Genomic DNA, 19,101 nt, shown 5'->3' on the forward strand with positions numbered 1-19,101 from the left:
ACAAGGTCAGAAAGCGATGCCGAGCGTCAGGTACGGGCGCACGCTGTGGTTGCGCAGCCCGTATGCGACGTCGACGTTGATCGGGCCGACGGGGCTGCGCCAGCGCGCGCCGATGCCGACGCCCGGATAGAACACGCGTTCGCCCCACGCATCGGTCGCGGTGCCGATGTCGAAGAACGTCGCGGCACCCCAGTCGTGGTTGAACCAGTGCTGGTATTCGGCGGTGCCCGTCATCAGGTATTTGGTCGGCAGCACGGAGCCGCCGACGTTGTTGCCGATGCTCTGGTAGCCGTAGCCGCGTACCGAGTTCGACCCGCCGGCGCGAAACAGCAGCGACGCCGGCACGCCGTTCGAACTGCTGCTCGTGAACACGCCGCCAAGCTCCGCGCGGAACACGAACAGATCGCGCCGGCCGATCGGCAGGTATTGCTGGCCGCGCGCGTAACCGCGAATGAAGGTCTGATCGGTCAGCACGCCCTTGATCGCAAAGCCGGCCTCCGCGTGGATCAGGTTCCCCGAGCGCGGGAACAGCGGATCGTCGACGTTGCGCCGCGTCCACGCCCACTGCGGCACCAGTGCACGGCTCGTGGTCGGGCCCGCACTGTTCTGGTCGAGCCGATCCTGGTAGTACATGAGCGAGTACGAATAGTCGATGAACTGACCGGTACGCGTGCGCTGCGCGCCGACACGCGCGCTGTAGATCCGCGTGTCCGACACGTTGGTGTTCGTGTACGACGCGAGCACGCTGTTGGTCCATCCCTTCTCGCCGGGCGGCATCGACAGCTGGACCTGGCCGTACTGCTGGATCTGATCGAGCCGACCCGACACGGTAAGCGGCCACGCAGCGCCGAACGTGTCGAGGTAGGTGTATGAGCCCTGCACGTGCGGGCCGGTGTCCGTCGCGTAGCCGACGCCGCCGCGAATGCTGTTGTACGGGAACTCGCTGACCTTCACGTGCACGGGCGTACGCTCGGGCTTCGACGTATCGTCGCCGACGTCGATCGCGACGCTCGCGTAGTACGGCGTGTTCTGCAGTTGCCGCTGCAGCTCGGTGATCCGGCGCGCGTCGTAGATCTCGCCTTCCGACAACGGATTGACGTTCGTGACGATTTTCTCCGGGTAGCGGCGCACGCCATCGACGTCGACCTTGCCGATCGTAAACGTCGGGCCGCTGTCGAACGTGACCGCCAGCGTCGCGCGCTGCGTGCGCGGATCGATACGCGCCTCCGACGACGCGATCTTCGCGCCGAGGTAACGGCGCGACTGCAGCTGCCTGAGCGCCGCCCCTTTCGCGCCGTCCCAGTCAGACTGCGTGAACGGCTCGCCCGGCTTCAGGGAAAAGGCGAAGCGGGTCGCGGCTTCCTGCTTCGGATCCTCGGTGCCGACCGGCCCCTTGAACGTCAGGTCGACACTCGATACGACCGTCTGCGGCCCCGGATCGACCGCGACACGCACATCGCGCTTGCCGTCGCGCGTGCGCACGTCGGTGCGCACCACCGGGGAAAAGTAGCCGGCGGTCGCGGTCAGGTCACGCACCTGCTGCGGCGTGGCGGTCACGAGGAAGTCGAACTGGTCGTCGCTGATGTCGTCGCGCTTCGCGAAGCGCGCGATGTCGAGATGAGCCTTGAGCAGCTTGCGGATCGGGCGCGGCGCGTCGATGTCGACGTCGTACTTCGCGTACGCGGGCAGCGCGACGAGCGCCGCCAGACAGCCGGCGAGGGCCGCCCGGCCCGCGGCGCAGGCGCCGCGCCGCGCGCGCCGGCCAGGGTTGCGGGCCGCGCGCGCGGCCGCGTCGTCCGCCGTATGTGCTTGCTGGTTCGCCTGACCCGCCAAATAGGACCTCGCCCTCGGTTGTCGTGATTTCGTGGAAAACCCTGTATTTGACCACATGGCCGCGGTCATGCCCGCTCCGGCACCGCTTTGACGCTTGCACGCAACGAAGCGCGTGCCGGGCTGGCGCGACCACGCCGCGCGAACGGGCCAGCGGATTCGACGCGCGATTGACGCCGGCTGTTCCCCGCGATGCGGTAAAATCCCGCCATCGCGAACCCGGCGCACCGTGCGCCGCCCGAAACGGAAAAACAAGCCATGCCGTACCAGTCCGACGTCACGCAGTTCCTGAACCAGCTCAAGCAACAGAAGCCGACGCTCGAAGAAGAGCAACGCAAGGGCCGTTCCCTGCTGTGGGACAAGCAGCCGATCGACCTCGACGAGCGCGCCGAGCAGCAGGAATCGCGCGTGAAGCAAACGCCCTACGTCTATTACCAGAACTTCTGACGACGTGAGCGCCGCCGACGAGGGCAGCGCCGCCCGGCAGGACGACGCGATCGCCGCGCCCGCGGGCGCCGACTCGACGCCCGACACGGTCGACGGTGTCGCGGCGTTCGCTCGCCTGTACGGCGAGCCGCTCTTCAAGCTCCCGCAGGATCTCTACATCCCGCCCGATGCGCTCGAGGTGTTCCTCGAGACGTTCGAGGGCCCGCTCGACCTGCTGCTGTACCTGATCCGCAAGCAGAACTTCAACGTGCTCGACATCCCGATGGCGCAGGTGACCGCGCAATATCTCGGCTATGTCGACCAGATCCGTACGTCGAACCTCGAGCTGGCTGCCGAATACCTGCTGATGGCCGCGATGCTGATCGAGATCAAGTCGCGCATGCTGCTGCCGGTCAAGAAGGCCGACACCGGCGAGGAAGCCGAGGATCCGCGCGCGGAACTGGTGCGCCGCCTGCTCGAATACGAGCAGATGAAGCTCGCCGCGCAGCGCCTCGACCAGTTGCCGCAACTCGGCCGCGACTTCCTGCGCGCCGAGGTCTACATCGAACAGAGCATCACGCCGCGCTTTCCGGACGTGAACTCGGACGACCTGCGCGCCGCATGGGCCGACGTGCTCAAGCGCGCAAAGCTCGTCCAGCACCACAAGATTTCCCGCGAGGAACTGTCGGTGCGCGAGCACATGAGCCTGATCCTGCGCCGGCTGCAGAACGCGCGCTTCATGGAGTTCGCCGATCTCTTCGACACGTCGCGCGGCGTGCCGGTCGTCGTCGTGAATTTCATCGCGATGCTCGAGCTTGCGCGCGAATCGCTTGTCGAGATCACGCAGGCCGAGCCGTTCGCGCCGATCTACGTCCGGCTCGCCTACCTGCCCGCGTAACGCGCGCCGCCCCCGGCGTCTCCCGAACCCGCCTGCGTGCACTGGTCGCTTGCCACGGCGCCTGCGCGCCCGGTCGCGGCACGCTCGAGTAAAAAGTGAACGATCGTTCCATTTTCGATGCGTGCGGCGGCCAAATCCTCTACAATCCGCCGACGCCCGATGCGCCGCCCGCGCGCCGGCGTTCTCCGCTTCGACCCCGACGCCGCTGTTGCGGCGCCAACGCGCGCCTCGCGCGAGGAACCCGCTACCCGATCATGAAAGTCATCAGCTCGATCCAGGAACTGCGCGACCAGTTGCGCGGCCAGAACCGCACGGCGTTCGTGCCGACGATGGGCAACCTGCACGAAGGTCACCTGTCGCTGATGCGCCTCGCGCGCCAGCACGGCGACCCGGTCGTGGCGAGCATCTTCGTCAACCGCCTGCAATTCGGCCCGAACGAGGATTTCGACAAGTATCCGCGTACGCTGCAGGACGACATCGAGAAGCTGCAGAAGGAAAACGTCTACGTGCTGTTCGCGCCGACCGAGCGCGACATGTATCCGGAGCCGCAGGAGTACCGCGTGCTGCCGCCCGACGATCTCGGCGGGATTCTTGAGGGCGAGTTTCGGCCGGGCTTCTTCGCCGGTGTGTGCACGGTCGTCACGAAGCTGATGTCGTGCGTGCAGCCGCGCGTCGCCGTGTTCGGCAAGAAGGATTACCAGCAGCTGATGATCGTGCGCCGGATGTGCCAGCAGCTCGCGCTGCCGGTCGACATCGTCGCGGCCGAGACCGTGCGCGACGAGGACGGTCTCGCGCTGTCGTCGCGCAACCGCTACCTGGGCACCGACGAGCGCAAGGAAGCGCCCGAACTCGCGAAAACGCTGCAGCGCGTGCGCGACAGCGTGCTTGGCGGCGAACGCGACCTCGGCAAGCTCGAGCAGCACGCGCGCACGCACCTGACCGAGCGTGGCTGGGCGCCCGACTACATCGCGATCCGCCGCCGCGCGAACCTGCTCGCGCCGAGCGCCGCCGAACTTGAAGCCGGCGAGCCGCTCGTCGTGCTCGCGGCCGCGAAACTCGGTGCGACGCGCCTGATCGACAACCTGGAAATCTGACGGCGGGCCACCTTCGCCAGTCACGCATCACGGAGATACCATGCAGCGCCACATGCTCAAATCGAAGATCCACCGCGCGGCCGTCACGCACTGCGAGCTGCACTACGAAGGCTCGTGCGCGATCGACGAAGATCTGCTCGAAGCGGCCGGTCTCATCGAAAACGAACGGATCGACATCTGGAACATCAACAACGGCGAGCGCTTCTCGACGTATGCGATCAAGGGCGAACGCGGCAGCGGGATGATCTCGCTGAACGGCTCGGCTGCACGCCGCGCGCAGTTGGGCGATCTCGTGATCATCGCGGCGTTCGCGATGGTCGACGAAGCCGAATTGCAGGCCGGCTGGAAGCCGAAGCTCGTGTTCATCGACGAAGGCAACAAGATCAAGGGCCACCGCGATCACGTGCCGACGCAGAGCTGGAGCTGATCCGCGCGCCCGGCCGCGTGTCGCGACACGCGCCGGGTGTTGCCATGGCGCCCCGCACGCTCGCGCGGGCCAACCCCGAGGCGCCGCATACGTACGAAGGGCCTGATCCGGCGCGATGCCGGATCAGGCCCTTCGTCGTTTCACACAACCCGCCGGCGCGCGGCGCGGGTCAGGACGCCTTCGCGGCCTTCTCCGCCTTCGGCGCACGGCGCTCGGCCCACTCGACGATCGGCCGCCATTGTTCGAGATCCTTCTCGACGCGACTCTTCGCGACGTCCCACAGCGTCAGGCCGTGCGCGGCGATCTGCACGTAGTTCTGCGTGTCTCGCACGTAGCCGAGCACCGGCAGTCCGAGCCCTTCGACGAAACGGTGCAACTGGTCGGACGAACGCGTGCGCGCATCGACCCGCATCCCGACGATCCCGATCTCGACGCTGCCCTTGCGCACGGCCTTTTCGGCGGCGAGCCGCTCGAGAAACTGCTGTGTCGCGAGAATATCGAACATCGACGGCTGCAGCGGCAAGATCACCTTGTCCGCGAGTTGCAGTGCGACGTTGAGCCGGTTGCCGTGCAGGCCGGCCGGCGTGTCGATCACCGCATATTCAAGGCCGCGCGGCGGCTTCGACGGCGCGTCCGGATCGAGATCCCATGCCTCGATCGCCGGCAGGCCTGCGGGCCGCAGATCGAGCCATGCATGCGCAGACTGCTGCCGGTCCAGATCGGCGAGCGCGACCCACGCGCCCTGCGCCGCGAAATAGCCGGCAAGATTGGTGGACAGCGTGCTCTTCCCCACGCCGCCCTTCGGATTCGCCACCACGATCACCGTCATGAATTCCCCCGAAAAAGCCGCGCGGCGCGTGCCGCGGTTGGCACGCGCCGCTCGATTGCGGATACAGGGAGCGATGATATCGGCAAACCGGGGGTCACCGGAACGGGTGGCGCCGATGCCCGTCCCGTTTAGGCGGTTCGCGCCGCGACGCGCGGGGCGCCGAGCGCAAATGCTCCGCCGCCCAGCAGCGCCTGCACGGCCAGCGTGACAGCCCAGAACGCCGGATACTCCCAGCCGCCGTGCGGCGATGCGAAGCCCCAGCCGTTCGGCAGATGCGCGGACACCGCGCCGAGCATGAACGGCAGCAGCACCAGCGCGGCGGTGCGCACGCGGAAACCCGCGAGCAGCGCAAGCCCGCCGACCAGTTCGACGACGGTCGTCACGTACGCGAGCCAGCCGGGCAGGCCGATCGACGCGAAGAACTGCGCGGTGCCCGGCAGCGTGAAGACGAACACCTTCTGCGCGACGTGCGCGAGATACAGCACGCCGAGTGCGACGCGCAACAGCGTCGCGCCAAGATCGTTCAGGCGGTTGGGGTTCATGGCGGATTCCTTCGTGAGTGGAGGGGAATGGACCGCACTGTATTCGAATCGAATCCGCCAATAAACGCGCTGAACGGCTTTAACTGATTCCCATGGAGAACGAATCGATGGATAAAAAAGGGCATGATCGATCATGCCCTTGTATCCGGTATGTGTCGGCCGGGATGTCTTTCAACCGCCGCTCTTGCCTTGTGCGGCACCGCCCGAGCCTGCGCCGCCGCCAGGCGCGTACGAATCGCACGCATGCGCCGCCGCGGATGCGCCCAGCAGCGCCGCGAGCAGCACGCTCAACCACCATCGACCCTTCATCGTCGCGCTCCTTCGGGCGGACCTCCGCCCCTCTAAGTTGTACGCGATTCGCCGCAAAATGCCAGAGCCGGCGCGCCGTCGGTCAACGAAATTCGGCGTACAGCGCGCGCAGGTCGAGGTGTTCGGCGAACGAATCGGCCAGCCGCTCCAGCGACGCCTCGCGCAGCGCCGGGTAGTCGATGCGCGCCGCGCCGTCGAGCCCCGCCCATGCAAGCAGCGCCGCGCACGCGTCGGCCGCGTCGAACAGACCGTGCACGTAGGTCGCAAGGATCTGCCCGTCGGCGGAAATCGCGCCGTCGGAGCGCGTGCCGCCCTGCACATCGTCGGCGGCCAGTTCGAGCGCGGGTGCCGCAAGCGCCGGCCCGCGCGTGTCGCCCATGTGAATCTCGTAGCCTTGCACGGCGGCCGCACCGGGCAACGCGAGCCGCCCGCTCACGTTCTTCAGCGTCTTGTGCGGTTGCAGCGTCGTGTCGAATTCGAGCAGCCCGAGCCCCGGCACGCTGCCGGGCGCGCCTTCGAGGCCGAGCGGATCATCGAGGGTGCGGCCGAGCATCTGCATCCCGCCACAAATGCCGATCACCTTGCCTCCGTAGCGCAGGTGGCGGCGGATCACCGTGTCCCAGCCCGCGTCTCGCAGCCACGCGAGATCGCGCTGCACGCTCTTGGAGCCGGGCAGGATCAGCAGGTCGGCGTCCGGCACCGGGCCGCTCTTCCAGTAAGTGAACTCCACCTGCGGATGCGCGCGCAGCGGATCGAAATCGGTGTGGTTGCTGATGCGCGGCAGCGCGGGCACCACGACGCGCAGCACGCCGGCGTCGCCGCGCACGGCCGCGCTGCGCGCCTGCGACGGCAGCATGTCCTCGGCGTCGAGCAGCAGCCCGTGCAGGTACGGCAGCACGCCGAACACGGGCTTGCCGGTCTGCGCCCGCAGCCAGTCGAGCCCCGGTTCCAGCAGCCTGATGTCGCCGCGAAAGCGGTTGATCACGAAGCCGCGCACGCGCGCACGCTCGCTGTTCGACAGGCACGCGAGCGTGCCGACCAGATGCGCGAACACTCCGCCGCGATCGATGTCCGCCACCAGCACGACCGGGCAGTCGACGCGTTCGGCGAAGCCCATGTTCGCGATGTCTCCTTCGCGCAGATTGATCTCGGCCGGGCTGCCCGCGCCTTCGACGAGCACCGTGTCGTAGCCGGCGCGCAGCCGCGCGTACGACTCGAGCACCGCGTCGAACGCGACGGGCTTGTAATCGTGATACGCGCGCGCGTCGAGGTTCATGCGCGCCTTGCCGTGGATGATCACTTGCGCACCGCGGTCGCTGGTCGGCTTCAGCAGCACCGGGTTGAAGTCGGTATGCGGCGCGACACCCGCGGCCAATGCCTGCAGCGCCTGCGCGCGGCCGATCTCGCCGCCGTCGGCCGTCACCGCGCTGTTGAGCGCCATGTTCTGCGGCTTGAACGGCGCGACGCGCGCACCGGCGCGGCGCGCGAGGCGGCACAAGCCCGCGACGAGCGTGCTCTTGCCCGCATCGGACGTCGTGCCCTGGATCATCAACGTGCCGCGCGGCCGCGGTTCGGGTGCGTTCATCGTATGGAGAGTCGTGGCGAAGCGAAGGCCGCATTATCGCCCGCGTGCGACGCCCGCGCCGTTACAATCACGCGATGATTCCGCACGACCTCACCTTCGTCCTCGGCGGTGCACGCTCGGGCAAGAGCGCGCATGCCGAGCGGCTCGCCGCCGACTGCGGCCGCCCCGTCACCTATATCGCGACCGCGGCGTCGAGCACGGCCGATGCCGAATTCGAACGGCGCATCGCGCATCACCGCGCGCGCCGGCCGGCCGACTGGGGTTTCGCCGATGCGCCCGTCGATCTCGCCGCCACGCTCGTGCGGCTCGACGATCCGCGCGCATGCCTGCTCGTCGACTGCCTGACGCTGTGGCTCACGAACCTGCTGTGTCCACTCGACGGCGAACCGCTCGACGACGCGCAGTACGCCGCGCAGGTCGAGCGACTCGAACACGCGCTGCGCCACGCCCGCGCGAAGGTGATCGTCGTCAGCAACGAAATCGGGCTCGGCGTCGTGCCGCTCGGATCGGTCACGCGCCGCTACGTCGACGAGCTCGGACGCCTGAACCAGCGCATCGCAGCGCTCGCGACCCGCGTGACGCTGCTCGTGGCGGGACTGCCGCTCGAACTCAAGGACGGAGCGCCGTCATGCTGATGCTGTCGCTGCCGCTCGTCGCGATGCTCGCGGTCGCGGCCGCGATCGTCGATCGCGTGCTTGGCGAACCGGCCGGCTGGCATCCGCTCGTCGCATTCGGCCGGCTCGCCGCGCGCGTCGAAGGTGCATTGAACACGGGCCGGCACGGCCGTGCGGCCGGCGTCGCCGCATGGCTCGCCGCCGTCGCGCCCCCGGTGGCCGTCGCCGCGTGGCTCGCTGCGGTGCTGCCGTGGCCGCTCGCCGCCGCGTTGCACGTCGCGCTGCTGTGGTTTGCGCTCGGCGCGAGAAGCCTCGCCGATCACGTCACGCCTATCGCCGCCGCGCTGCTGCGGCGCGATCTCGATGCCGCACGCGCGCTCACCGCGCGCATCGTGTCCCGCGACACGAGCGAGGCCGACGAAGGCGCGCTATCGCGCGCGGCCGTCGAATCGGCGCTCGAGAACGGCAACGACGCGATCTTCGGCGCACTGTTCTGGTTCGTCGTCGCAGGCGGCCCGGGCGCGCTGCTGTTCCGGCTCGCGAACACGCTCGATGCGATGTGGGGCTACCGCACGCCGCGCTTCCTGACGTTCGGTTGGGCGGCCGCGCGTCTCGACGACGCGCTCAACTGGATTCCCGCGCGCGCCACCGCCGCGAGCTACGCACTGCTCGGCGACACGGCCGCCGCGTGGCGCTGCTGGCGCACGCAAGCGCGCCACTGGGACAGCCCGAACGCCGGCCCCGTGATGGCCGCCGGCGCCGGCAGCCTGAACGTGCAGCTCGGCGGCCCGGCCGTCTATCACGGCGAGATCGAAGATCGTCCCGTGCTCGGCACCGGCGCGACGGCGACGGCCGTGCACGTCGTCGCCGCGCTGTCGCTCGTCACGCGCACGCTCGCGCTGTGGCTTGCGCTGCTCGTCGCGGGCGGCGCACTCGTCCTCGCTACTCATCATGTCTGACGCACGCATTCCACACGGCGGCAACCTGCACGAAGCAGCGCGCCGCCACGGCATTCCATACGACGCATGGCTCGACCTGTCGACCGGCATCAATCCGGTCGGCTATCCGGTGCCGCCGGTCCCGGCCGATGCATGGCGCCGGCTGCCGGACGACGGCGACGCGCTCGCCGCGTGCGCGGCCGGTTACTACGGCGCGCCGGATGCCGAGCACGTGCTGCCGGTCGCCGGCAGCCAGGCCGCAATCCGCGCGCTGCCCGCGCTGCTGCCGACCGGCGACGCCGGTGTCGCGCCGCTCGCGTATGGCGAGTACGCGCCGGCATTCGCGCGTCGTGGCCATCGCGTCGTCGCGCTCGACATCGGCGTGGACGCGTTGCCCGCCACGCTGCGTCACGTGATCGTCGGGAACCCGAACAATCCGACCGCCGAATTCGTGCCGGTCGAACGGCTGCTCTGCTGGCATGCGCAGCTGTCCGCACGCGGCGGCACGCTGATCGTCGACGAGGCATTCGCGGATACCGGCACCGCACCATCGCTTGCGCAATACGTTGATCGTCCCGGCCTCGTGGTGCTTCGCTCGGTCGGCAAGTTCTTCGGCCTTGCCGGCATCCGCGCGGGCTTCGTGCTCGCGCATCCCGCGTCGATCGCGGCACTGCGCGACGTGCTCGGTGCGTGGACCGTCAGCGGGCCCGCGCGCCATGCGGTTGCCGCCGCGTTCGCGGACCGCGCATGGCAGGCCGCCGCCCGCGAACGGCTCACCGCCGACGGCGAACGCCTCGCCGCGTTGCTGCGCGCACATGGCTTCGCGGTGCGCGCGACGCCGCTCTTCAGCTGGACCGACGACGCGCGTGCCGCCGCACTGCATGCAGCGCTTGCCGCGCACGGCATCTGGACACGGCACTTCGCGCAGCGGTCGAGCATCCGCATCGGCCTGCCCGGCAACGAAGCCGAATGGCAGCGCTTCGCCGACGCGCTCACGCAATGCATGACGGCGCTGCAGCCGGCATCCGCATGAGCCGCGCCCCGCTCGGCCGCCTGCCGGCGCTGGCGATGCTGGCCGCACTCGCGCACGCACCGCTCGCGCGCGCGGACGTCGCGGCCCGTGACGATGCCGGCAACACAGTGACGCTCGCCGCTCCCGCGCAACGCGTGATCAGCCTTGCGCCGCACGCGACCGAACTGATCTATGCGGCCGGCGGCGGCGCGAAACTGGTCGGCACGGTCACGTACAGCGACTATCCGCCCGCAGCGCAGGCGGTGCCGCGCGTCGGCGACAACAAGGCGCTCGACCTCGAACGAATCGCCGCGCTGAAGCCCGATCTGATCGTCGTATGGCGGCACGGCAATGCCGAGCGGCAGACCGACGCGCTGCGCGCGCTGCAGATCCCGCTGTTCTTCAGCGAACCGAAGCATCTCGACGACGTGGCGACGTCGCTGCGCCGGCTCGGCACGCTGCTCGGCACGGGGCCGGCAGCCGATGTGGCGGCCGCCTCGTTCTCGCGAGACATCGCGGCGCTGCGCGCACGCTATTCCGCGCGGCCGCCCGTCACGATGTTCTTCCAGGTATGGGACCGGCCGCTGACGACGCTCAACGGCGCGCATCTGTTCAACGACGTCATTGCGCTGTGCGGCGGCCGCAACGTGTTCGCAGCGCTGAAGCCGCTCGCGCCGGCCGTCACCGACGAAGCCGTGCTCGCGGCGAATCCGGAAGCGATCGTCACGACCGCCGCCGGTGCGACGCGCTCGGATGCCCCACTGCCGAGTCTCGCACGCTGGCGTGCGTGGCCCGCGCTGACGGCCGTTGCACGCAACAACCTGTTCGCGATCGACGGCGACCTGCTGACGCGGCCGTCGCCGCGAATCGCGCAAGGCGCGGCAGCGCTGTGCGAGGATCTGGACGCCGCGCGCGCGAGACGGCCCGCACGCTGATTTCCGGCTTCTCCAACACTGTTGCGCGGCGTGCACGAGCGCCTACTCGTCCCAGTGCTCGACTTTCCACGAGCGTGACGCATCGTCCAGCCGCAACCACACGACACCGCCGATCGGCACCGGTCGCGCCAGCAGCGTATCGAGCGGCACGCGCAGCGCGTGCGACGCGAACGCGCGGATCACGCCGGCGTGCGTCACTGCCCATTGCGGCGTGCCGGCCCCCACGACCTCGTCGGCCGCGCGCGCCACCCGTGCGGCGAATCGCGCCACGCTCTCGCCACCGTGCGCGCACGCATGCATCAGATCGGCGGCCCATGCGTCGAGCGCGGCGCGGCCGATATCGTCCCAGCGTTGAAGTTCCCACGCGCCGAAGTCCATTTCCTGCCAGCCTGCGTCATGCCGCAGCGGCACGCCGAACGCGTGCGCGAGCCGTTCGGCGACCGATGCGCAGCGCGTCAGCGGACTCGTCCAGATGTGTCGGGGCAACGGCGCCCCGAGCGTCGCGACACGCTCGCGCACGTGCTGCGCGCCGATGTCGGCCGATGCGGCGAGCGGCACGTCGCTGCGGCCGTAGCAAATGCCGCGTTCGACATCGACGGCCGGATGACGAATCAGGACGAGATCCATCCGAGCACCACGAGGTAGATCGCCAGTTCGCTCAGTTGCTGCGCGAAGCCGAGACAGTCACCTGTATAGCCGCCGATCCGTTTCATGAAATAGCGCGCGGCCCATGCACGCACGAGCACGAGCGCGACAAAGGCCGCGAGCCCCGCGCGCCAGTCCGGCCAGAACAGCCATGGCAGCCCGAATGCGGCCGCGGCCCACGCCGCGCGCGCGCCCATGCGCTGCGCGACCGGCTTCGCCTTGCCCTCTGGGCGCACGTAGTCGAGCGACATCAGCAGGCTCACCGCCGCCGCGCGGCTCGCCGCATGCGCGGCGATCATCGTCCACGCGGCACGCAGCGGCAGCATGGACGCAAGTGCCTGCCACTTGAGGCCGAGCGTCACCACGAGCGCCACCGCACCGAAGGTGCCGATCCGCGAGTCGTGCATGATCCGCAGCACGTCGTCGCGTGTATAGCCGCCGCCGAACGCATCGCAGCTGTCGGCGAGGCCGTCCTCGTGGAACGCGCCGGTCGCAAGCAACGTCGCGGCCATCGACAGCCCGACCGCGATCGACGCCGGCAGCACGCGCAGCGCGACCAGATAGACGAGCGCACCCCACGCGCCGACGCATGCGCCAACCAGCGGGAAGTAGCGCGCGGCCTGGTCGAGGTCGCCAGCCGCATGGCCGATCGAGCGCGGCACCGGCACGCGCGTGAAATAGCCGAGCGCGACGAAGAAGTAGCGCAGCTCCGCGCGTGGGCCGCGTGCGCGCTCAGGCGTCACGGTTGTCGACGCCTGCGGATTCGAAGCTCGCCATCTCGGCGAGGAATGCGGCTGCCGCGCGCACGAGCGGCAGCGCGAGCGCGGCGCCGGTGCCTTCGCCGAGCCGCAGGTCGAGTGCAAGCAGCGGCTTTGCGCCGAAATACTCGAGCATGCGCCGGTGCCCGGCTTCGTGCGACGTATGCGAGAACACGCAGTAGTCGCGCACGCCGGGCGCAATGCGCTCCGCGACGAGCAGCGCAGCCGTCGCGATGAAGCCGTCGACGAGAATCGTCATCCGTTCGCTCGCGGCCGCGAGATACGCGCCCGTCATCATCGCGATCTCGAAGCCGCCGAACGTCGCGAGCACGTCGAGCGGCGCGATCGCATGCGAATGCCGTACGAGCGCGCGTCCGAGCACCGCGCGCTTGTGCGCGAGACCCTGATCGTCGAGGCCCGTGCCGCGGCCGACACACGCGTCGATCGGCACGTCGAGCAGACGGCTCATCAGGCACGCGGCCGACGACGTGTTCGCGATTCCCATTTCGCCGAAGCCGATCACGTTCGTGCCGAGCGACGCGTGCACGCGCACGCGCGCCGCGCCGGCGGCGAGCGCCGCGTGCGCTTCTTCGTGCGTCATCGCGGGTTCGGCTGCAAAGTTGCGCGTGCCGCGCGCGACCGGCAACGACACGAGCCGGTCGGACACCGGCAGCGGCGACGCGACGCCCGCATCGACGATTTCGAGCACGCTCTGCGCGACGCCGGAAAACGCGTTGATCGCCGCGCCGCCGGCCAGGAAGTTCGCGACCATCTGCGCGGTGACCGACTGCGGATACGGACTCACGCCCTCGGCCGCGATCCCGTGGTCGCCGGCAAACACGATCGTCACGGGACGCAGCACCTGCGGCCGCTCGGTACGCTGGATCAGGCCCAGCTGCAGCGCGAGCGACTCGAGCTGGCCGAGACTGCCGGGCGGCTTGGTCTTGTGATCGATCACATGCTGCAGGCGCCGGCGCAGCGCGTCGTCCAGCGGGGCGATCGCAGGCGGGAAGTCGGTCTGGGCGGTCGGGTTCGTCATCGTAAGGTTGCCTCGTTGGCGCGGCCGGCGCCGCGGATCGAAGGAAGAAGGTTCATCGTCGCTGCGGCCACGCGGGCAGCAGCGCGTCGCGGCCGTTCTCGCGGATCAGCACGATCGGATAGCCGAACGCGTCGCTCGCGCGCGCGGGCGTCAGCACGTCGTGCACGGGGCCGGCCCACGCATGGCCGCGGCCGTCGAGCAGCAGCGCGTGCGTGGCGAAACGCCGCGCGAGATTCAGGTCGTGGCATGAGAACAGCACCGTGCGCGCGCCCGCGCCGAGCCACTCGGTCAGCGCGGTCAGCGCGTCGATCTGGTGATGGAGATCGAGATGGGCGAGCGGTTCGTCGAGCAGCATCAGCGGCGCGTCCTGACACAGCGTCGCGGCAAGCGCGACGCGCTGCCGCTCGCCGCCCGACAGAGAGAGCACGTCGCGCGACGCGAGCGCGTTCAGTCCGAACGTGGCGAGTGCGTCGCGCGCGGCCGCGCGGTCGTCGTCGCGCTCCCAGCCCCACCCGCCGAGATACGGGAAGCGGTTGAGCAACACCGTGTCGAATACGGTCGCGCTGAACGCGTCGTGCAATTGCTGCGGCATCAGCGCCCGGCGCCGCGCGAGCGCGCCGGCCGGCCAGTCGGCGAGCGGCCGACCGTCGATCTCGACGTGGCCGCCGGCCGGCCGCTGCAAGCCTGCGAGCGTCGCGAGCAGCGTCGTCTTGCCGGCACCGTTCGGCCCTGCGACACACCAGATCTCGGCAGGCCGGAACGCGTGCGTGAAACCGTCGAGCAGCATCCGCTCGCCGGCCTTGAGCGTCAGGTCGACCGCTGCACAACGGACGTCGCAGGCGGCTTGCGTCATCGCATCGGCCTCCTCAGCAACATCCACAGGAACACCGGCACGCCGACGAGCGCGGTCATCACGCCGACCGGCAATTGCGCGGGCGCGATCGCAGTGCGCGCGAGCAGGTCAGATGCCATCACGCCGCCGCCGCCCGCCAGCATCGCTGCGGGCAGCAGCATCCGCTGATCGTTGCCGAATGCCAGCCGCAGCGCGTGCGGGACGACGAGGCCGACAAAGCCGATCGTACCGGCCGTCGTCACCGCGGCCGCGGCCGCGAGCGACGCGACGAGGTAGATCCGCACGCGCAAGCGCGCGACCGGCACGCCGAGCGCGAGCGCGGTCGCGTCGCCGCGCAGCAGCACGTTCAGTTGCGGCGCTGCCGGCAGCGCGACGCATGCGGCCAGCAACAGCGCGCCCCACGCGAACCATGGCGTCGTCACGCCGTTCAGATCGCCCGTTAGCCAGAAGATGATTCCCCGCAGCCGCGCATCGGGCGCGAGCGACAGCAGCAGCGTGACGAGCGCGCCCCACCCGGCCGCGATCACGACGCCCGTCAGCAGCAGCCGCGGCGATGCGTCGCGCGAATCGCCGCGCCACAGCTCGCGGCGCGCGAGCCCGAGCACGAGCGCGACCGACACCAGCGCGCCGGCGAACGCGCATGCGTCGACGACCCACCACGCGGCGCCCGCGATCATCGCGACGAGCGCGAAACCGGCCGCGCCACCCGATACGCCGAGCACGTACGGCTCCGCGAGCGGATTGCGCAGCAGCACCTGCAGCAGCGCACCGGCCAACGCGAGCAGCGCGCCGCACGCGAAACCCGCGAGCGCACGCGGCAATCGCAGTGTGCGCACGATGTCGGCGAACAGCACATCTGCGCCGCCGTGCGGCACGAGCGACGCGAGCGCCTGCCAGGGCGACATCGGCACGCTGCCGATCGACAGCGAAGCCACGAACAGCAGCGCGACCACGGCCGCCAGCACGGCCCAGATCGCCGCGGCGCGCGCGGCGCTCATGCGCTGCACGGCGCGGTGCATGACGTGCGACGCTCAGGGTCGTCGCCGGCCCGGCCGGACATGGGCGTCGCGCGACCGCGTGTAATGGGCATACGCAAGCTCGTCATCCTCGTTGAACGGGTTGTTGATGCGCGCACCGGGAACCGTAACGCGGCGATGCCGTCGCGCGACACGGCCGACGGTGGTGTTTGCGTCGCAGCGCAACGTCGCGCGGCCGGCAATCTGCGCAATATAGTGGAAGCCGCCGTACCGGGTCGACCGGCGCCGCGCCTGCGCGGTCCTTTGGCGCGCTCGATACTGCTGCACGCATGGCTCGCCCTGCCTGATACGCGCCGGTGCGCCGCGCAGTCGATCCGTGCGCTGCGACCGCCGGCGTCGGCGCCGCTGCGCACGAAGCGGCAGCCGCAGCAGTCCGCGCGGGGACCGCGGCGAGCGGCACGCGGCGGCGCACTGGAGGCGCTGCGCGCGCGATTGGGGTCAGCATCGAAGTGAAATCTCGTGGAGCACTGCGCGCCCCGCTTCCCCGCGGGCCACGCGTCATGAAGCCCTGCAGGCTTCCCGCATCGGCCGGTATCCGGGCTGGCGACGGACCGGCTCGCCTTCCCGCGCGTACGCGCAGTGGCCCGCGCCCGCGTGCGAACCTGCACGCGAAACGCGCCCGAGCCGGCCTGCGTCATACGACGCGGCCGCTTACCGTTGCGGGGGCAGCGCAGGTTGGCGATCTCCTGGCGGAGCACGCGCCCTGCTTCCCGTTTAACCGCGCGACACGCGCGCGAGCACCGATGCGGCGCCAGTTTAGGAGCGGGCTGCGCGAGCGTCAAGAAAGCGTCAAAACGCATGCGCAGCGCATGCCGGGCATGCATATTCGCAGCAAGAAGCGGGGGTGTTACGACTGGAAACGTTACAGATGTCGGAATGCGCGTTATTCCGCGCTAAAATGCTGGGTCTTTAGAGGACGCAGCAGATGCTCAACGAACTCGAAACCTTATCTCAAAATATTGGCCGTCTGATCTCGCTGAACAAGCGCTATCACTCGGAACGGCTCGCGCTCGAGGAGCAGGTCGCGCAAATGCGCGCGGAAGCGGACACGGTCCGCGCGGAGCTCGAGCAGCTGCGCGACGAACGCAATGCGCTTGCGGCCGAGCGCGACGCGCTGTCGGCGAAGATCGACGACGCGCAGGTCAAGCTGAACGCGATTCTCGAAAAGCTGCCGCGCACGAAGAGCGCGGAGCAAGCCGACAACCAGCTCGACCTGCTCGATGCGCAGGCGCGCCCGGATAGCGACGACGCGGCCAGCCACGGAGAACATGCATGAGCACCAAGCAGATCGAAGTCTCGATTCTCGGTCAGCCGTATCGGCTCGCCTGTTCGGCTGAAACCGAAGCGGCGCTGCTCGAGGCCGTCGCGCGCGTCGATGCCGAAATGTCGAAGATCCGCGCGAACAGCTCGGTGCGCGGCACCGATCGCATCGCAGTAATGGCCGCGCTGTCGCTCGCGTCCGAATTGCTGCGACTGCAAACGAGCGTGCGGCACGGTGAAGCATTTCCGGCCGAAGAAATCCGTCGTACAATGCACCAGATGAACGAACAGCTCGGCGCGGTGCTCGCACAGCACGAAGCGCAGTAACGTTTGATCGATGCGTCGATTCCCCTTGATCTCGGCGATCAACGGTGGTCAAATTGGCGCAACGAAACACAGTTCAGTCAGCTTCCCTGCCTGGTTCGCCAAGGTCATATATTCCTTGAACCAATGCCATGTGCACGGTTGCGGAAATTTGTAGCACGGGCGCGCGCGTCACTCTGTCTGATGTACCCGAAGTGCTGCTAACTGCGACCAATTCTGAACCTCAGGTTCAGGATGCCGGCCTAGCGGCCAAGGCGGGGGCCTATTCAACGGCATCGGGAACTCCCGATGCCGTTTCCTTTTGCAACAGCCCTTTCTGCGTCGATTACGATCCATGCAATACTGGCTGATGAAGTCCGAACCGGACGAAGCAAGCATCGACGATCTCGCGCATGCGCCGCAGCAATCGCTGCCATGGACGGGCGTGCGTAATTATCAGGCGCGCAATTTCATGCGCGACACGATGAAGATCGGCGACGGCGTGCTGTTCTATCACTCGAGCTGCCCCGAACCGGGCATCGCGGGCCTCGCCGAAGTCTCGTCGACGCCATACCCCGATCCAACGCAGTTCGATCCGAAAAGCCCGTACTACGATCCGAAGTCGACGCAGGAAGCACCGCGCTGGCTGCTCGTCGACGTGCGCTTCGTGAAAAAGTCTCCGCTCGTGCCGCTCGCGGTGCTGCGCGAACACGATGAACTCGCGGACATGCGCGTGCTCGCGCGCGGCAACCGGCTGTCGATCACGCCGGTCACGCGCGCGGAATGGCGCTTCATCACCGAAAAGTTGATGAAGTAAGCGCACGCAGTACGCGCAGGCCAAACCGCACGCCGAACGTCAAATCCGGTCAAGCCGCGCCGCCACCACGGAACTCCCGGCACGTTCGTGCAGCCTAAGCAACCGCTGTCGCCCGATCGGGCAGGCGGCTGTTTTTTCGTCGCGCGGCACGCCCGCGTCGCGCACGCGTGATCCGCGTGCGCGCCCTCGCACAAGGAGTCCAACAATGACCAAGAAATCCGCACTCGCGCTGTCGCTCGCCCTCGCCGCCGCCGTGCCTGTCGCACTGACCCTCGCATCGCCGGCCGCGCATGCGCAGACCGCGAACCCGCATTTCCCGGAGCCGGCCGGCGTGCTGTCGCTGTCGTCGCAGGCGAGCGCCGACGTGCCGCAGGACATCATCCACATCACGCTGTTCTACGAGCAGCAAGCGAAGGACCCGGGCAGCCTGACGGCCGCGCTGAACCAGCGCGCCGACGCGGCGCTCGCGCAGGCGAAGGGTGCGTCGGGCGTGTCCGCGCACACCGGCGCGTTCTCCGTGTATCCGAGCACCGATCGCGACGGGAAAATCTCCGCGTGGCGCGGCCGGACCGAAGTCGTGCTCGAATCGCGCGATTTCGCGGCGGCGTCGAAGCTCGCGGGGCAACTGTCGAGCCAGATGCAGGTCGCGAACGTCGAATTCTCGCTGTCGCCGGAAGCGCAGCGCGCGGCCGAGCAAAAACTCACGACGGAGGCGATCAAATCGTTCCGCGCACGCGCCGACGAAGCCGCGAAGGCGTTCGGCTACAGCAGCTACTCGATTCGCGACGTGAATGTTGGCGGCGGCCGCAACGTGCAGCCGTACACGCGGATGATGGCAATGGCCGCGGCGCCGATGGACAGCGCGAAGATGAGCGCACCGATCTCGGTCGAAGGCGGCAAGGCAACCGTGTCGGTGACCGTCAACGGTTCGGTGCAGATGAAGTAACGCG

Annotated in this window: 23 protein-coding genes, 1 other RNA gene and 1 riboswitch; of the genes, 14 read left to right on the top strand and 10 right to left on the bottom strand. The window is 69.0% G+C overall.

Features of this window, described 5'->3' with window-relative positions:
* Positions 1 to 6: 6 nt before the first annotated feature.
* Positions 7 to 1,833: an autotransporter assembly complex protein TamA gene (locus WK25_RS11835; protein WP_069241642.1), complete on the bottom strand. Its 1,827-nt coding sequence runs from the start codon at positions 1,831 to 1,833 to the stop codon at positions 7 to 9.
* Positions 1,834 to 2,088: 255 nt separating this feature from the next.
* Between WK25_RS11835 and WK25_RS11840 the strand changes: the two genes are divergently transcribed.
* The 4 genes from WK25_RS11840 to panD all read left to right on the top strand — a co-directional run bounded on the left by WK25_RS11840 (position 2,089) and on the right by panD (position 4,675).
* The gene (locus WK25_RS11840; RefSeq protein ID WP_009692996.1) at positions 2,089 to 2,277 is read left to right on the top strand and encodes a DUF3460 family protein; all 189 of its coding nucleotides are present in this window, start codon (positions 2,089 to 2,091) and stop codon (positions 2,275 to 2,277) included.
* Positions 2,278 to 2,281: 4 nt separating this feature from the next.
* On the top strand, positions 2,282 to 3,154 hold the full coding sequence (locus WK25_RS11845) for a segregation and condensation protein A (protein ID WP_040141422.1): 873 nt from the start codon (positions 2,282 to 2,284) through the stop codon (positions 3,152 to 3,154).
* 254 nt (positions 3,155 to 3,408) lie between these two features.
* Positions 3,409 to 4,248, top strand: coding sequence for a pantoate--beta-alanine ligase (panC, locus tag WK25_RS11850; protein ID WP_040141424.1), 840 nt, complete (start codon positions 3,409 to 3,411; stop codon positions 4,246 to 4,248).
* A 40-nt stretch (positions 4,249 to 4,288) separates the two neighbouring features.
* A complete protein-coding gene (gene panD / locus WK25_RS11855; RefSeq protein WP_040141426.1) occupies positions 4,289 to 4,675 on the top strand; it encodes an aspartate 1-decarboxylase in 387 nt (128 codons plus the stop codon).
* Between the two features lie 169 nt (positions 4,676 to 4,844).
* Here panD and WK25_RS11860 read toward each other — a convergent pair whose 3' ends face one another.
* The 4 genes from WK25_RS11860 to WK25_RS11870 all read right to left on the bottom strand — a co-directional run bounded on the left by WK25_RS11860 (position 4,845) and on the right by WK25_RS11870 (position 7,940).
* The gene (locus tag WK25_RS11860; protein ID WP_069241643.1) at positions 4,845 to 5,504 is read right to left on the bottom strand and encodes a ParA family protein; all 660 of its coding nucleotides are present in this window, start codon (positions 5,502 to 5,504) and stop codon (positions 4,845 to 4,847) included.
* 128 nt (positions 5,505 to 5,632) lie between these two features.
* Positions 5,633 to 6,046, bottom strand: coding sequence for a DoxX family protein (locus WK25_RS11865; protein WP_069241644.1), 414 nt, complete (start codon positions 6,044 to 6,046; stop codon positions 5,633 to 5,635).
* 171 nt (positions 6,047 to 6,217) lie between these two features.
* Positions 6,218 to 6,355, bottom strand: a complete 138-nt coding sequence (locus WK25_RS31695) for a hypothetical protein (RefSeq protein ID WP_167432646.1) — start codon at positions 6,353 to 6,355, stop codon at positions 6,218 to 6,220.
* An 82-nt stretch (positions 6,356 to 6,437) separates the two neighbouring features.
* Positions 6,438 to 7,940, bottom strand: a complete 1,503-nt coding sequence (locus tag WK25_RS11870) for a cobyric acid synthase (RefSeq protein WP_069241645.1) — start codon at positions 7,938 to 7,940, stop codon at positions 6,438 to 6,440.
* Between the two features lie 74 nt (positions 7,941 to 8,014).
* Between WK25_RS11870 and cobU the strand changes: the two genes are divergently transcribed.
* The 4 genes from cobU to WK25_RS11890 are packed head-to-tail and all read left to right on the top strand — an operon-like array spanning position 8,015 to position 11,439.
* Entirely contained in the window at positions 8,015 to 8,575 is a 561-nt protein-coding gene (cobU, locus tag WK25_RS11875; protein ID WP_069241646.1) for a bifunctional adenosylcobinamide kinase/adenosylcobinamide-phosphate guanylyltransferase, read from the top strand.
* Entirely contained in the window at positions 8,569 to 9,513 is a 945-nt protein-coding gene (gene cbiB, locus WK25_RS11880) for an adenosylcobinamide-phosphate synthase CbiB (RefSeq protein WP_059548809.1), read from the top strand. The genes cobU and cbiB overlap by 7 nt, the downstream gene beginning before the upstream one ends.
* Positions 9,506 to 10,525, top strand: a complete 1,020-nt coding sequence (gene cobD / locus WK25_RS11885) for a threonine-phosphate decarboxylase CobD (RefSeq protein ID WP_069241647.1) — start codon at positions 9,506 to 9,508, stop codon at positions 10,523 to 10,525. Before cbiB ends, cobD begins: the two co-directional genes overlap by 8 nt.
* Positions 10,522 to 11,439 (top strand): cobalamin-binding protein, encoded by a 918-nt coding sequence (locus WK25_RS11890; protein ID WP_059548849.1) that lies wholly within the window; start codon positions 10,522 to 10,524, stop codon positions 11,437 to 11,439. Before cobD ends, WK25_RS11890 begins: the two co-directional genes overlap by 4 nt.
* 42 nt (positions 11,440 to 11,481) lie before the next feature.
* Here WK25_RS11890 and cobC read toward each other — a convergent pair whose 3' ends face one another.
* From cobC to WK25_RS11915, 5 genes are read right to left on the bottom strand one after another with little or no spacing between them, the layout of a single operon-like run.
* A complete protein-coding gene (gene cobC, locus WK25_RS11895; protein ID WP_069241648.1) occupies positions 11,482 to 12,066 on the bottom strand; it encodes an alpha-ribazole phosphatase in 585 nt (194 codons plus the stop codon).
* Entirely contained in the window at positions 12,051 to 12,827 is a 777-nt protein-coding gene (locus WK25_RS11900) for an adenosylcobinamide-GDP ribazoletransferase (protein WP_040141446.1), read from the bottom strand. Before WK25_RS11900 ends, cobC begins: the two co-directional genes overlap by 16 nt.
* Positions 12,817 to 13,881: a nicotinate-nucleotide--dimethylbenzimidazole phosphoribosyltransferase gene (cobT, locus tag WK25_RS11905; RefSeq protein ID WP_069241649.1), complete on the bottom strand. Its 1,065-nt coding sequence runs from the start codon at positions 13,879 to 13,881 to the stop codon at positions 12,817 to 12,819. The genes WK25_RS11900 and cobT overlap by 11 nt, the downstream gene beginning before the upstream one ends.
* A 52-nt stretch (positions 13,882 to 13,933) precedes the next feature.
* Complete coding sequence (locus WK25_RS11910; protein WP_069241650.1) at positions 13,934 to 14,734, bottom strand: ABC transporter ATP-binding protein; 801 nt, start codon at positions 14,732 to 14,734, stop codon at positions 13,934 to 13,936.
* The gene (locus WK25_RS11915) at positions 14,731 to 15,732 is read right to left on the bottom strand and encodes a FecCD family ABC transporter permease (RefSeq protein ID WP_059548847.1); all 1,002 of its coding nucleotides are present in this window, start codon (positions 15,730 to 15,732) and stop codon (positions 14,731 to 14,733) included. The genes WK25_RS11910 and WK25_RS11915 overlap by 4 nt, the downstream gene beginning before the upstream one ends.
* Before the next feature lie 84 nt (positions 15,733 to 15,816).
* On the opposite strand from WK25_RS11915, the gene WK25_RS11920 reads away from it, so the two are divergent.
* The 6 genes from WK25_RS11920 to WK25_RS11945 all read left to right on the top strand — a co-directional run bounded on the left by WK25_RS11920 (position 15,817) and on the right by WK25_RS11945 (position 19,097).
* Positions 15,817 to 16,224, top strand: coding sequence for a hypothetical protein (locus WK25_RS11920; RefSeq protein ID WP_069241651.1), 408 nt, complete (start codon positions 15,817 to 15,819; stop codon positions 16,222 to 16,224).
* A 55-nt stretch (positions 16,225 to 16,279) separates the two neighbouring features.
* Positions 16,280 to 16,531, bottom strand: a riboswitch (cobalamin riboswitch).
* A 165-nt stretch (positions 16,532 to 16,696) separates the two neighbouring features.
* Positions 16,697 to 17,047, top strand: a complete 351-nt coding sequence (locus WK25_RS11925; protein WP_069241652.1) for an ATPase — start codon at positions 16,697 to 16,699, stop codon at positions 17,045 to 17,047.
* On the top strand, positions 17,044 to 17,358 hold the full coding sequence (locus tag WK25_RS11930) for a cell division protein ZapA (protein WP_040141458.1): 315 nt from the start codon (positions 17,044 to 17,046) through the stop codon (positions 17,356 to 17,358). Before WK25_RS11925 ends, WK25_RS11930 begins: the two co-directional genes overlap by 4 nt.
* Before the next feature lie 80 nt (positions 17,359 to 17,438).
* Positions 17,439 to 17,620, top strand: a non-coding RNA gene (gene ssrS, locus WK25_RS11935) — 6S RNA.
* A gap of 69 nt (positions 17,621 to 17,689) precedes the next feature.
* Positions 17,690 to 18,151 (top strand): EVE domain-containing protein, encoded by a 462-nt coding sequence (locus tag WK25_RS11940; protein WP_040141460.1) that lies wholly within the window; start codon positions 17,690 to 17,692, stop codon positions 18,149 to 18,151.
* Positions 18,152 to 18,356: 205 nt separating this feature from the next.
* Entirely contained in the window at positions 18,357 to 19,097 is a 741-nt protein-coding gene (locus tag WK25_RS11945; protein WP_040141462.1) for an SIMPL domain-containing protein, read from the top strand.
* Positions 19,098 to 19,101: the final 4 nt, after the last annotated feature.

It is taken from the genome of Burkholderia latens (genome assembly GCF_001718795.1).
Lineage (GTDB): Bacteria > Pseudomonadota > Gammaproteobacteria > Burkholderiales > Burkholderiaceae > Burkholderia > Burkholderia latens_A.

Coding starts and splice junctions, on each gene's coding strand:
- WK25_RS11840 (WP_009692996.1), top strand. CDS start 2,089: ATGCCGTACCAGTCCGACGTCACGCAGTTCCTGAACCAGCTCAAGCAA.
- panC (WP_040141424.1), top strand. CDS start 3,409: ATGAAAGTCATCAGCTCGATCCAGGAACTGCGCGACCAGTTGCGCGGC.
- panD (WP_040141426.1), top strand. CDS start 4,289: ATGCAGCGCCACATGCTCAAATCGAAGATCCACCGCGCGGCCGTCACG.
- WK25_RS11860 (WP_069241643.1), bottom strand. CDS start 5,504: ATGACGGTGATCGTGGTGGCGAATCCGAAGGGCGGCGTGGGGAAGAGC.
- WK25_RS11865 (WP_069241644.1), bottom strand. CDS start 6,046: ATGAACCCCAACCGCCTGAACGATCTTGGCGCGACGCTGTTGCGCGTC.
- WK25_RS31695 (WP_167432646.1), bottom strand. CDS start 6,355: ATGAAGGGTCGATGGTGGTTGAGCGTGCTGCTCGCGGCGCTGCTGGGC.
- WK25_RS11870 (WP_069241645.1), bottom strand. CDS start 7,940: ATGAACGCACCCGAACCGCGGCCGCGCGGCACGTTGATGATCCAGGGC.
- cobU (WP_069241646.1), top strand. CDS start 8,015: ATGATTCCGCACGACCTCACCTTCGTCCTCGGCGGTGCACGCTCGGGC.
- cbiB (WP_059548809.1), top strand. CDS start 8,569: ATGCTGATGCTGTCGCTGCCGCTCGTCGCGATGCTCGCGGTCGCGGCC.
- cobD (WP_069241647.1), top strand. CDS start 9,506: ATGTCTGACGCACGCATTCCACACGGCGGCAACCTGCACGAAGCAGCG.
- WK25_RS11890 (WP_059548849.1), top strand. CDS start 10,522: ATGAGCCGCGCCCCGCTCGGCCGCCTGCCGGCGCTGGCGATGCTGGCC.
- cobC (WP_069241648.1), bottom strand. CDS start 12,066: ATGGATCTCGTCCTGATTCGTCATCCGGCCGTCGATGTCGAACGCGGC.
- cobT (WP_069241649.1), bottom strand. CDS start 13,881: ATGACGAACCCGACCGCCCAGACCGACTTCCCGCCTGCGATCGCCCCG.
- WK25_RS11910 (WP_069241650.1), bottom strand. CDS start 14,734: ATGACGCAAGCCGCCTGCGACGTCCGTTGTGCAGCGGTCGACCTGACG.
- WK25_RS11915 (WP_059548847.1), bottom strand. CDS start 15,732: ATGAGCGCCGCGCGCGCCGCGGCGATCTGGGCCGTGCTGGCGGCCGTG.
- WK25_RS11920 (WP_069241651.1), top strand. CDS start 15,817: ATGGGCATACGCAAGCTCGTCATCCTCGTTGAACGGGTTGTTGATGCG.
- WK25_RS11925 (WP_069241652.1), top strand. CDS start 16,697: ATGCTCAACGAACTCGAAACCTTATCTCAAAATATTGGCCGTCTGATC.
- WK25_RS11930 (WP_040141458.1), top strand. CDS start 17,044: ATGAGCACCAAGCAGATCGAAGTCTCGATTCTCGGTCAGCCGTATCGG.
- WK25_RS11940 (WP_040141460.1), top strand. CDS start 17,690: ATGCAATACTGGCTGATGAAGTCCGAACCGGACGAAGCAAGCATCGAC.
- WK25_RS11945 (WP_040141462.1), top strand. CDS start 18,357: ATGACCAAGAAATCCGCACTCGCGCTGTCGCTCGCCCTCGCCGCCGCC.